The 12,233-nt window shown below is 34.8% G+C and carries 11 protein-coding genes; 5 read left to right on the top strand and 6 right to left on the bottom strand.

Annotated features, from left to right (window positions below):
- Positions 1-82: 82 nt before the first annotated feature.
- Positions 83-247: a hypothetical protein gene (locus tag ACWNMZ_RS03590; protein ID WP_155986760.1), complete on the bottom strand. Its 165-nt coding sequence runs from the start codon at positions 245-247 to the stop codon at positions 83-85.
- 474 nt (positions 248-721) lie between these two features.
- Positions 722-1,087, bottom strand: a complete 366-nt coding sequence (locus tag ACWNMZ_RS03585) for a winged helix-turn-helix transcriptional regulator (protein ID WP_031538335.1) — start codon at positions 1,085-1,087, stop codon at positions 722-724.
- A gap of 203 nt (positions 1,088-1,290) precedes the next feature.
- On the opposite strand from ACWNMZ_RS03585, the gene hxlA reads away from it, so the two are divergent.
- The 3 genes from hxlA to ACWNMZ_RS03570 all read left to right on the top strand — a co-directional run bounded on the left by hxlA (position 1,291) and on the right by ACWNMZ_RS03570 (position 3,834).
- Complete coding sequence (hxlA, locus tag ACWNMZ_RS03580) at positions 1,291-1,923, top strand: 3-hexulose-6-phosphate synthase (RefSeq protein ID WP_031538336.1); 633 nt, start codon at positions 1,291-1,293, stop codon at positions 1,921-1,923.
- Positions 1,924-1,931: 8 nt separating this feature from the next.
- Positions 1,932-2,489, top strand: coding sequence for a 6-phospho-3-hexuloisomerase (gene hxlB / locus ACWNMZ_RS03575; RefSeq protein ID WP_031538337.1), 558 nt, complete (start codon positions 1,932-1,934; stop codon positions 2,487-2,489).
- Between the two features lie 358 nt (positions 2,490-2,847).
- Positions 2,848-3,834, top strand: a complete 987-nt coding sequence (locus ACWNMZ_RS03570) for a Gfo/Idh/MocA family protein (protein ID WP_031538338.1) — start codon at positions 2,848-2,850, stop codon at positions 3,832-3,834.
- Positions 3,835-4,209: 375 nt separating this feature from the next.
- On the opposite strand, the gene ACWNMZ_RS03565 is transcribed toward ACWNMZ_RS03570, so the two are convergent.
- Positions 4,210-5,259 (bottom strand): LacI family DNA-binding transcriptional regulator, encoded by a 1,050-nt coding sequence (locus ACWNMZ_RS03565; RefSeq protein ID WP_349205235.1) that lies wholly within the window; start codon positions 5,257-5,259, stop codon positions 4,210-4,212.
- A 73-nt stretch (positions 5,260-5,332) separates the two neighbouring features.
- Complete coding sequence (locus tag ACWNMZ_RS03560; protein WP_235252481.1) at positions 5,333-6,670, bottom strand: glycoside hydrolase family 30 protein; 1,338 nt, start codon at positions 6,668-6,670, stop codon at positions 5,333-5,335.
- A 388-nt stretch (positions 6,671-7,058) separates the two neighbouring features.
- Here ACWNMZ_RS03560 and ACWNMZ_RS03555 point away from each other — a divergent pair, with 388 nt between their 5' ends.
- Entirely contained in the window at positions 7,059-7,733 is a 675-nt protein-coding gene (locus ACWNMZ_RS03555) for a YesL family protein (RefSeq protein ID WP_235252479.1), read from the top strand.
- 217 nt (positions 7,734-7,950) lie between these two features.
- Here the strand turns inward: ACWNMZ_RS03555 and ACWNMZ_RS03550 are convergent, their stop codons facing one another.
- Positions 7,951-9,180, bottom strand: a complete 1,230-nt coding sequence (locus ACWNMZ_RS03550; RefSeq protein WP_235252477.1) for a helix-turn-helix domain-containing protein — start codon at positions 9,178-9,180, stop codon at positions 7,951-7,953.
- 304 nt (positions 9,181-9,484) lie between these two features.
- On the opposite strand from ACWNMZ_RS03550, the gene ACWNMZ_RS03545 reads away from it, so the two are divergent.
- Positions 9,485-11,119 carry a M4 family metallopeptidase gene (locus ACWNMZ_RS03545; RefSeq protein WP_235252475.1) on the top strand — a complete coding sequence of 545 codons (1,635 nt, stop codon included), beginning with the start codon at positions 9,485-9,487 and terminating at the stop codon, positions 11,117-11,119.
- A gap of 189 nt (positions 11,120-11,308) precedes the next feature.
- Here the strand turns inward: ACWNMZ_RS03545 and ACWNMZ_RS03540 are convergent, their stop codons facing one another.
- On the bottom strand, positions 11,309-12,193 hold the full coding sequence (locus tag ACWNMZ_RS03540) for an AraC family transcriptional regulator (protein ID WP_235252474.1): 885 nt from the start codon (positions 12,191-12,193) through the stop codon (positions 11,309-11,311).
- Positions 12,194-12,233: the final 40 nt, after the last annotated feature.

Below are 12,233 nucleotides of genomic sequence, written 5' to 3'. Positions count from 1 at the left end.
CTTTTTCAAAGCATTTTCAAATAGAAAAATGTCTGATTTTCTTCGTTTTCCCTACAAAACAACAAGGATTTTCGCTATTGCGTTATCCTACTTTTGGATGTAAGTTTCGTTTATTTCTCCCAGCTTGTCCGGTAATAATGATATCTCTTAATTGAGAATGTCCACATTTTGGACAGGTTTCATTATTTATGGTGATGATTAGACATCTTTCACAAACTTTTCGCTGCTTAGTTTTGAACCTTTCCATGCGGATCTCTCCTTTCGTAAAAAGCAACAACATGTATAAATTATTAAATGAAGTTTCACTTCATCTCACCATGCTTGTAGCAGTATTCCCTTAAGGTTTGGTAGTATTCTTTAAGCTCGCTATTACTTGAGCAAAATCAGTATATTACGTATGTTATATTTTTGAAAGTACGCACTTTATTAACATATAGATACATTGGTATAACATAGTGTTAAAAATAATACTATAAACTTGAATCCAATACCAAGAGTGAAAAGCCAAGGACAGCGATTATACAAGATTCGCTGCCCTTGGCTTTTTAGTAACTGATTCTTTTATTAAATGTTGTGTTTAAATGTTGTGTTTTTTCAACCTTTTAAATACGTAGAGATATAAAAAAACACGGACAGCATCTTTATTAAGATAGCTAACCGTGGTTTGTTAGTATATGAACTTTTTTACACTTTTTCGAACCCCTAGGAGAAACACTTTTTTCTACTGAATAGACGATTTGTTTTCTGTTTCTTTTTCCAATACATTCTCAATATAATCTTTACCCCAGTCATACATAGCATCCAGAATAGGCATCAGACTTCTTCCATACTCAGTGAGTGAGTATTCAACTTTTGGTGGAACGACAGGATAGACTTCACGATGAACAATCAAATGGTCTTCAAGTTCGCGCAATTGATTAACAAGCATTCTTTGAGTGATACCCGGCATGAGGGCCTTTAGTTCACCAAAACGTTTGGTTCCTTCTTTTCCTAGATGCCACAATACCAACATTTTCCATTTTCCACCAATAATCGAAAGAGTCAATTCTTTTTCACAATTAAACACTTTTTCCCCAAGATTCGGCATTCATTTCACCTCCAACCCTTATTATGTCCCATAGTATACTTTTTGTTACTATATGATAAAAAAGTGCATACTTTTAATTTAGTAACATACCCAGTATACTGAGTATCATACCGTTAGTAAATAGCTATCAATTGGATACAATAACACTGTGCAAAAGAAAGCTATACGGCACAATATACTATTATATAAGGAGCGAGTAATAAATGAAATTACAATTAGCATTAGATCTTGTAGATATTCCAGGAGCCATTGAATTGGTGAAAGAAGTAGAAAATCATATAGATGTTGTAGAAATCGGCACGCCGGTTGTGATTAATGAAGGCCTTAAAGCAGTAAAGGAAGTGAAAGCTGCCTTCCCTAACTTAACTGTATTAGCTGACCTTAAAATCATGGATGCAGCTGGATATGAAGTTAGCCAAGCATCTGCAGCAGGCGCTGACATCATCACCATTCTTGGTACAGCTGAAGACGAGTCCATTAAAGGTGCTGTAGAAGAAGCAAAAAAACAAGGTAAACAAATCCTTGCTGATATGATCGCAGTTAAAGACATTGAAGGTCGTGCGAAAGAACTGGATGAACTAGGAGTAGATTATATCTGCGTTCACACAGGTTATGACCTTCAAGCTGTAGGAAAAAATTCTTTCGAAGACCTTGCAACCATTAAGAGCGTTGTAAAAAATGCGAAAACTGCTATTGCAGGCGGAATCAAATTAGAAACACTTCCAGATGTGATTAAAGTACAACCAGATCTTGTCATCGTAGGTGGCGGTATCACAAGCAAAGACGATAAAAAAGCAGTTGCAGCTAAAATGCAAGAATTAATTAAACAAGGTTAATTATAACTATGAAAACTACTCAATATTTAGCTGAAGTCGTTCAAGAATTAAGTCGGACAGTCGACTTAATCTCTGACGAAGAAGCAGAGAAGTTGGTTAATAAGATTCTGGAATCCAAAAAAATCTTTGTTGCAGGTGCGGGCAGATCTGGATTTATGGGCAAATCTTTCGTGATGAGAATGATGCACATGGGGATCGATGCTTATGTAGTCGGTGAAACTGTAACAGCAAATTTAGAAAAAGGTGATTTGTTGATCATCGGTTCAGGTTCAGGTGAAACGAAAACCTTGGTTTCAATCGCTGAAAAAGCAAAAAGTTTAGGTGGGACGGTCGCAGCTGTAACGATTTCCCCTGACTCCACGATTGGAAAATTAGCTGATATTATCATTAAATTGCCTGGATCACCGAAAGATCAATCTGAAAGTGAATACAAGACCATACAACCAATGGGGTCACTTTTTGAGCAAACGATGTTATTATTTTATGATGCATTGATCTTGCGTTTTATGGAAAAAAAAGGCTTAGACTCTACTAAAATGTACGGCAAACATGCCAATCTCGAATAGAGTACACTTTAAAAAATATGGAAACATCGTAAAGACCGCATTTATTTCTTTTATGAATTGCGGTCTTTACTGCATATTACAAATAACACAGTCCATACAGGAAAGAAAAAATAGCCTCTGATTCAGTCCCTTCTATGGCCGGATCAGAGATCATTATTGGGTGGGGCACAGCCAAGAATTTAGCCATCACTCACAGTATGAGCCCTATTTGGGTTATCACCAATATTTCACTGGTAGGCCCCATGTCTATATAAGTTTTTTTATGGGAAAATAAAATCCTATTGGCGATGAAAAACGCTTCATAAGTGTAGTAAACAAAACTCTTCGTTTTATAAAACAAAGGAATGAGGTTGAATAAATGGTTCGATTCGGCGTAATCGGTACTAATTGGATTACAGAAAGATTACTTGAAGCAGCAAATGATGTAGAAGATTTTAAACTAACTGCTGTTTATTCTCGCACGATTAGTAGAGCAGAAGAATTTGCAAGTAAATATGGAGTAACAAAAATATTTACAAACCTAAAAGAAATGGCAGTTAGTCAAGAAATTGACGCGGTGTACATTGCTACTCCCAATTCATATCACGCAGAACAAGCTATTTTATTTTTGCAAAATGGCAAACATGTGTTATGTGAAAAGCCACTGGCTGTTAATGCAACCGAAGTAGCGAGGATGATTCAAGCCTCAAAAGATCATAACGCCCTATTAATGGAAGCAATGAAATCAACATTACTTCCAAACTTCAAGGTCATTCAAGATAATTTACATAAAATTGGTCCTATCCGTAGATACTTTGCAAGCTATTGTCAGTATTCATCTCGTTATGATAAATACAAAGAAGGAATTGTCCTTAATGCCTTCAATCCAGAGTTTGCGAACGGTTCATTAATGGACCTTGGTGTCTATTGTTTGTATCCACTTATTACATTATTTGGTGAACCAAAAGAAGTGAAGGCAACTGGCATTATGCTTGATTCGGGTGTGGATGGTGAAGGTAGCGTCATCTTAAAATATGATGATAAAGATGCGATTGTGATGTATTCCAAAATAACGAACTCTTATTTACCAAGCGAAATTCAAGGCGAAAAAGGAAGTATCATGATTGATAAGATTCATACGGCTGAAAAAGTAGAAATTCACTACACTGACGGCACGGTTGAACAATTAACAGTCGACCAATCTCATCCAGCTATGTATTACGAAGTGAAAGAATTTATTGAATTAATCAACCGAGGAAAAACAGAGTCTGATACTAACTCATATAAAAATTCATACACCACGATACAAGTGTTGGATAAAGTGAGAGATGAAATAGGTCTTGTATATCAAAGTGATCATAAGTGAAAAAACACAAAAACCCCTACAGCGACTTGTATTATTCTCTTGAGAAATTACGAATCTGGCCTGTTTGTCGAAGAATAAAAGAAATCGTTTTAGAACTTACCTAAACTATTTTGCATCCATTCTTTTTTATAAGAGCATTATAGCATTTTCTACCCGGCTAACAAATTTTAAAGGACTTTTGCTTATTATGCAAAGGTTCAATGCTCATTTTTTAAGATGTGTTTCTTCTTTAATTTGTGATTTAGTTTAAGTATTCCTTAATAGGAGTAGCAACAATGACACTACCCCTATTAGGATCCTACCAACAACCGCACTTTTCTGACCCCACCCTACCCTACAGAGTAAAAAGGGTTGTAAATGTAAAAAAAATCCATGCTATGACCCTTTTTTACAAGTACCTCGGTCGTACCCCATTAATATGTTTTTATTGATGGTGCATGAATCTCTGACAATTAAGCTTCCTTGCAATTTATCCAATTTCCCTACTTCTTCTCCTCTAATAATACCAAGCAGCCTTTCTATCGCATGCTTTCCGAGCATAATAATAGGGTTATTTACCGTTGTTAACGGGGGAGTGAAGTATTCGCTTAAATCTATATCATCAAAACTAATTATACTAATATCTTTTGGAACCAAGATCCCTTCCGATTTCAATGCTTTAATACAGCCAATTGCACTAAGATCATTAGCAGCCACAAATGCATCAGGCAAATCTTTTCCACTTCTCACAAATGCTTTTACCGCACTAAAGCTTGCTTCTTCTTCAAAATATCCGATTAATAAATCTTCTTCATAAAAAGGAATATTGGCATCTAGTAATGTATCTCGAAAGCCCTCATATCGCTTTATATCATCATATAAATGATCATACCCTCTAATATAGCCAATCCGTTTATGCCCGAGATTGATAAGATAACGTGCTACATCTTGCCCTCCTTTATAGGAATCAAAGACAACGGATGAACTTGTTTTGCTTACTCTTTCTCGATCAATGAATACGACAGGAATTCCTGCTTCTTCCAGAACGGCAACATCCTTTTCATCGATAAATTCATTGGAAATAATGGCTCCATCTACTCTTTTCCCCAAAATATTACTTAACGCTGTCCGGTCATTTTTCGTAATAAAAATATTTAGTTCATACCCTAACTTTTCACATTCTTTCGAGATAGAATCAACCAACTGATCATAATAAGGTCCTCTCATGCTTGTGATGAATAGGCCAATTACTTTTGTCGCATTTGATTTCAGGTTCTTACCATTTAAATTCGGAATATAATTCAATCGTTTTGCGACATTTAATACATGCTCTCTTGTATCTGGATGCAGAACATCGACGTCATTTAGAGCATTGGAAACAGTGGAAATCGATACTCCCGCTTCTCTTGCAACATCTTTAATGGTAACTTTAGAAATGGGAATCACCTCCTCGTGATTAAAACGTTTTTATTTCTATATTCTTTTATACCATATATAGTTGGTGCTGTCACCGCGGTATTTAAGCTAGTATAGCGGTAACAATCGAATTGGCTGCTATAGAAAATTGACTAACTTCTCCATTCATTCGCAAAGCAACCGGCAAATCTTCTTCGAATCGATTAAGCAGTACGAGAACAATTTGATTATTAGGATTCTTCATCGCAACAAGCTCTAACTTATCTGTATATTTAGTAGCAGCTATTCTTTTTGCTCCAGGTTCGATATATCGGCTGAAATGACCTATATATGTATAAGAAAGATTTTTCATCATTTGATCATTCTCTGTGTCACACATAATCGGAGCATCACAATAATTCCCAACATGATTTGGACCGCCCTGTCTATCTAGAATGATATTCCAGTCAATAAAGGCATTCATCCCAGCATTTATATTACCAATCATGTCATGTGCATACATTTGTGCTTTTTGTAATTGGCCTGCAGTGTTAAATCTGCTGTATTCGACACAGCCTTCTGTAAAAATTAATTTTTTATTTGGGAACTTCTCACGTACTAGACCAATGGCGTCAAAGTGGTCACCTGTATACCAATGGAAAGCTACGCCAGCAATCATATTGTCCGTCTGATTATCAATTATCGCAGCAGCTCTTTCATACATTCTTTCTTTATTATGGTCCCAGATCAACACTTCTATCTCACTTAGATTATTTTTTTGTAGAGTAGGATATAGATAGTCTCTAAGAAATTCTTTTTCTTCGATATCTGTATATAAACAAGAATCCCATGATTGTCTAGCATTAGGTTCATTTTGAATTGTTAGCATTTTTACAGGGAAACCTTTCAATTGATATTCCTTTATGTAGTGGCAGATATAATCGGCCCAAAATTGGCGAAACTCTGATTTTAATTTCCCACCTTTTACTCTTTCCTCGTTCGTTTTCATAAAAGCTGGTGGAGACCAAGGAGATAGCATTAGATCAAACGGCTTAGCGGAAACTTCCGTCACTTTTTTCAGTAAAGGCAGAATATATTCTTCGTCTCTAGCTAGGGAAAAAGACTGGAATTCCTTATCCTCTGGATTACTCATTGCCTCATATTGACCGACAGAAAAATCACAGCTGTCAATATGCGTTCGAATTAGATTGTAGCGATTGCCGTTTTCTCCAAAGTAGGCATCTACTAACTTCTGTTGCGAACTCTCACTCATTTTCGAATACGTATAGCCAGCAGCCTCGGTAATCGCACCACCAAATCCATCAAATTTTTGGTACTCTATTTCTGGATATATATTTACTACTTTCATTTCTACATTATTATCTTTTGTAAATTCAACTATAGAAACTTTTGTTACCGGTTTGTTTTCTTCATAAGTAGTTGTGGATAAGTTAATCTTCATATGACGCACTCCTTTTCTATAAAAACGTTTTTATTAATTTTATAAAAAATACCCACATTTTCTGGTAGGTAATTATCTAACATTCTATATAAAGCGTTTTCAAATTCGAAAATAAACTAAATTAATGAAATAAGAGCTGAAACGATAGAATTTACTACAATCCTTATAAAAACGTTTTCTTCGTTTATAGAATAACACCTTCCTATACTAGTGACAATACTTTTTTTCATAAATATTTTGATTTCCCTTTTAAAAAACGAAGAGCAGAACAATTTTTTTCTTTTATTATTATTTTATTTACCAATTAAAAGTGGCATGTAATAATAGAATTATCACTCAAATATAAAAACGTTTTAATTTTTCATACAAGAAATTGGAGGAACTCATAATGGAGACAAAAAGTATCGTTACTCGTCTGTTTATTGTTTCAGAATGGATTACAAGAATTGCTTTTTTAAATCTTATTTGGCTGCTATTTAATCTTCCTATTTTTTATTTATCCTTTCATTTATTTGTTAGTACTCTACCACAACAATTGCTCGCTATTATCTCACTTATAGCTGTCTTATCACCATTACTCCTTTTTCCATCTACCACTGCCCTCTTCGGTGTAGCACGAAAATGGGTGCAAGGGGAACTAGGAGTAAAATTGCTTCCTTCTTTTTGGAAATTCTATAAAGAGAATTATTTACGTAGTTTTTTAGGCGGCATTGCTTTCACTATTGTTTGGCTATTTCTGCTTTTGGATTTTTACTACTTCTCCACTATAAAGTCACCTATTTATTATCTATTTTTAATTGTATCCCTATTTATGGTAGTCATTACGATTAACTTTTTCTCTCTCTCTGTACATTACGAGGGAACACTTTTTCAGACAATGAAAAATGCCTTCTTACTAACATTGGGGCGTCCCGTTCATACACTCGGTATTGCATTTATTAGTATCGCCTGTTTTTATATAAGCTTTAACCTTTTACCTTTTTTACTATTCTTAGGATTTGGATCCCTTTGTGCCTACGGATCTTTCTTCCTCTTTCATCGTGGGGTAACTCCAGCTGCGTAGTTTAGCGGAAAAAGAGAAAAATCTTCCATATATGCTATTTTTAGCTTCAAGCGAAAGACAGCATAAGGAAGATTTTTTTCTCTTCTCGGAAATTTATATTGATAAGGAATCAGTAGAACCCATCCCCCTGAGGACATGCTTTATCCTTATACAGGAGGCCAAATTGGATGTGCTAGAGCAACTAAAAGGATTGCTGAAACTAATAAAAATTTTTTCATTATTTTCTTCCCTCCATTTCTATGTATTTAATAGCTATTTCAAATTTTCCTAATCGCTTATAGTATTTAGCTAATTGATTAGAAAAATAATGAAGCTCTTCTCTATGTTCTCCAATACTTTCTAAATAGGGAATGATTTTATTCTCTAAATATTTGAATCCGACTTCTTCTTCGCCATTTATCATATGTAGATAATAAATAGATAAATACTGATACTTAAGATTGTTTAGCTCTTTTGATAAAGCATATACTTCTTCAAAAAAGGTTTTCGCTTCATCAGATTTAAGATCATGATAGCATTGCGCCACTGTATAAAGACTAATAAGATAATGAACAGTCCCAGGAGTTTGCATATTTAAACCTAGTTTGTAATAATAAAGCGATTCTTCATGAAGACCCATCTTATGCTTTAAATATCCTAGATTATTATAAATTCGCGGCAGTAACGATGTCTCTTTTAAGAGCTTTACATTTCGAATGATATGTTTATAGCAATCTAGTGCCTCTTGATAAATGCCAGCATGTGTATAATTAATCGCAAGTAACATAAGTGTATGAATAATTCGTTTAAAATTATACTGATTGGTATACAATTGCAAAGCTTTCTTTCCATAGAAAATGGCTTGTCCCGATTTCTCTAGAGATCCCTTCACTAATGCTATATGATAGTATAACTCTCCTGATGCAAGAGGGTTTGTTACATCATCATGTAAGAGTTGCAATAATTGATCTCTTGCATCATTGAACTCTCCTCTTAATATTAAGTGTATTCCATGATAATAAGAAAATAAATAGGATTCATGTTGGGAAAAATTTTTTCTTTGTTTATATAACCACTTGCGGTGATTGTCGGCTTTTTCTAGATTTTTAATAAATAAGAAATAACGATATTTATAAAGCTCATATAGATAGATATAGGGGGTAAAAGTGATTAGTTCATTCCGTTTCTCTAGTTCTACAAAGACAAATCCAGCTTCCTCCTCTTCAAAGTATTCCATATGTTCAATAAATCTAGTTATAAGTGATTTAATTTGCTTCATATCGTTTTCTACTACTTGAAGATCAATATGTAAACGTTCAAATAATAGTTTGACTGTTTCTTGATTTGCTTCTTTATGATTATTCTCGATTTTACTTAAGTGGGGAATCGAACAAATCCCCTCTGCAAGCTCACTTTGTGTCAAATTTGCTTTTGTTCGATAATATTTCAGTAATGAGCCAGTCTTCATGGACATACCACCTATTTTCTTATAGTTAATCACTTATGATATATAATTAGTATATTAATAGAATTAATATTGAACTGTAAATGCTATCCAATCGCATTTTTTCCCAAATTTAAAAGGTTGTAAAGGATAGATTTCTCATTCTAAAGTCCCTATTTCTCGCCTATCTTCTTATCCCAATGGCATTTTCAGTCCATTTGCTCCTTAATATTTTCCCAATTATCCCTACTATTTTTCTATGATATTATCACACTAAGAATTTTTTTAATATTCTTTTTTCATTCCAAAATTAAGGGAGCGATTACAAATGAAGAAAAGTTTATCTCTATTACTAGCAACTGGTCTAGTATTCGGAGCTGCTATTCCAAATGGATTAGCAGCAAACAGTGAACAAAAAAAGTTAGAAAAGTTCCAATTGTCTCAGAAAAATTGGGATAATAAAAAAGATTTACCCACCTTCCTATCTGGAAAACTATCTACTAAAAAATACAAAGTAGAAAAAGAGATTAGAACCTATTTAAAAGAAAATGAGACACTCTACAAAATTAACCCAAGTAAAGATCTTACTCTATTAGAAGAAACAACAGACGAGCTTGGAATGAAACATTATCAATATGTTCAATCAGTAAATGGTGTTCCTATTGAAGGCGCGGCATTTTATGTTCACATAAATAAAGCTGGTGAAGTCGTAGCTGTCAATGGTGGATTACATCCAGAAGCATCAAAGAAAGTTACAACAACGAAACCGAAACTAGCAGACAAGGATGCAATCGAGAAGGCATGGAAGCACTTAGATTTATCTAAAGAAGAGACAAGCAATGGTGATACAGTTGAATCAAAAGGATTAAACAGCAAAGTGGCAAGTGAATCAACTACTGTCGAAAAAGACTCATTAGTCGTGTTTGAGAAAAACGGAGCTTTCCATCTAGCATATAAAGTAGAATTACAATTTATTGACCCATATCCAGCAAACTGGCAAATTTTCGTTGATGCCAACGATGGCACAATTATAGATTCCTTAAACGCAGTAACTGATGCAGCAACCACAGGTCGTGGAACCGGAGTAAACGGAGACACTAAAACATTAAATACATATTTTTCAAATGGGACGTATTATTTGTATGATACAACAAAGCCAATGAGTGGTATTATTCAAACAGCTACTGCACAAAATCGTTCGACGCTTCCTGGGGTATATTCAACAGATGCTGATAACGCTTGGACTGCAAGTAATCAACGTGCAGATGTTGACGCTCATTATTATGCTGGAGTAGTATATGACTATTATTACAATACTCATAACCGAAATAGCTACGATAATAGAGGAGCATCTATTACATCAACCGTTCATTATCAAACAAACTATAATAATGCCTTCTGGAATGGTTCACAAATGGTTTACGGGGATGGAGATGGAACTACTTTTGCACCACTTTCTGGCGCACTTGATGTAGTGGCACATGAAATTACCCATGCGGTAACAGAAAGAACAGCTGGCCTGCAATACCAAAATCAATCTGGTGCACTAAATGAATCTATGTCTGATGTGTTTGGCTATTTCCTTGACCCGAATGATTGGTTATTAGGAGAAGATGTCTATACACCAAAAGTTTCTGGCGATGGTCTGCGTAGTTTATCTAATCCTGAAAGCTATGGACAACCTTCTACGATGAGTAATTATGTCAATACAACAAGTGATAACGGCGGTGTTCATATTAACAGCGGTATTCCTAACAAAGCAGCTTATTATACAATTAGTTCTATCGGAAAAGCACAAGCGGAAAAAATTTATTATCGTGCATTAACAACCTACTTAACACCTACAAGTAATTTTAGTAATGCAAAATCTGCTTTATTACAAGCTGCTTCAGATCTTTATGGCAGCAATAGCAGCACTTATAATGCGGTAAGAAGTGCTTGGGATCGTGTAGGTGTAAACTAATTTTGATGGGCAGTTTCCTTTTAAAGGAGAACCTTGACAAGGAGCTGCTCACTCTATAAAAAAGGGAATCAATTACAATAACAGCATCTATCACTATTTCATTCCTAATCACAATAAATCGATGAGATAATAAGTAATTTTAACAAAAGGAGAACCTGACATTCAGTTTTCAAATATTCGGATCTTCCATTACTTCAGATTATCTTGTAACTTTTTCACATCACTTTTTGGTGGCAATCCAAACATTCTACTGTATTCTCTGCTAAACTGTGATGGACTTTCATAGCCAACCTGAAATGCTGCTTCTGCAGCTTCTAATCCTTCTGATAACATTAGCCTTCGCGCTTCCTGCAGACGAACCATTTTCTGAAACTGTAAAGGAGACATGCCAGTAATCGACTTAAAATAATGATGAAACGATGAAAGACTCATATTCACAGATTTAGCTAATTCCTCTACGCGAAGTGGTTTAGCATATGCATGATTGATTATGTGAATAACGTTTTTTATTGCTTGAGCATGACTCCCTAAAATAGCGAATTGCTTGATTTGTTCTCCATCCTCATTTTGTAAAATTCGATATAAAATTTCCTTTTGATATAAAGGTGCAAGAACAGGAATATCTTTTGGTGAGTCCAGCAGCTTTAATAGCCTTACTAATGCATCTGTCATATCTGAGGTAGTTTTATTTACTAGCATCGCCCTTCTAGGAGGATAGGAATCTGCTTCTTTTTGATTGGCAACAGCTTCTAAAATCTGCTCTGTTGTAAATCCAAGTCTTATACATAAGTACGGTTTTTCTTCGTCCGCTTCTGTAATTTTCCCGCGAATCGGCAGATGAACCGATGTGACAAGATATTGACTGGAGTCATAATGAAATATTTCCTCGCCTAACATCACTAATTTGGAACCTTGCACAATGAAACATACAGAAGGCTCTATAATAGAATGCAGTGGTTCTGTTAAGGTAGATGCTCGAATAATGCTTAAATGGTTTATCTCGGTTTCATGAGTACCATCTATTTTTATGTGCTTTTCTATTAATCCCGTTAACTCCCTTTTAGTGCTCAACATATTCCCCCCTTTCTATTTTTCATTCATTTTACATCTTGTT

Source organism: Niallia sp. Marseille-Q9988 (assembly GCF_976954375.1).
This window is presented reverse-complemented; position numbering and strand designations above follow the sequence as displayed.

Bases quoted from the DNA above. Each gene is read 5' to 3' on its own strand.
- ACWNMZ_RS03590 (WP_155986760.1), bottom strand. From the start codon at position 247: ATGGAAAGGTTCAAAACTAAGCAGCGAAAAGTTTGTGAAAGATGTCTA.
- ACWNMZ_RS03585 (WP_031538335.1), bottom strand. From the start codon at position 1,087: ATGCCGAATCTTGGGGAAAAAGTGTTTAATTGTGAAAAAGAATTGACT.
- hxlA (WP_031538336.1), top strand. From the start codon at position 1,291: ATGAAATTACAATTAGCATTAGATCTTGTAGATATTCCAGGAGCCATT.
- hxlB (WP_031538337.1), top strand. From the start codon at position 1,932: ATGAAAACTACTCAATATTTAGCTGAAGTCGTTCAAGAATTAAGTCGG.
- ACWNMZ_RS03570 (WP_031538338.1), top strand. From the start codon at position 2,848: ATGGTTCGATTCGGCGTAATCGGTACTAATTGGATTACAGAAAGATTA.
- ACWNMZ_RS03560 (WP_235252481.1), bottom strand. From the start codon at position 6,670: ATGAAGATTAACTTATCCACAACTACTTATGAAGAAAACAAACCGGTA.
- ACWNMZ_RS03555 (WP_235252479.1), top strand. From the start codon at position 7,059: ATGGAGACAAAAAGTATCGTTACTCGTCTGTTTATTGTTTCAGAATGG.
- ACWNMZ_RS03550 (WP_235252477.1), bottom strand. From the start codon at position 9,180: ATGAAGACTGGCTCATTACTGAAATATTATCGAACAAAAGCAAATTTG.
- ACWNMZ_RS03545 (WP_235252475.1), top strand. From the start codon at position 9,485: ATGAAGAAAAGTTTATCTCTATTACTAGCAACTGGTCTAGTATTCGGA.
- ACWNMZ_RS03540 (WP_235252474.1), bottom strand. From the start codon at position 12,193: ATGTTGAGCACTAAAAGGGAGTTAACGGGATTAATAGAAAAGCACATA.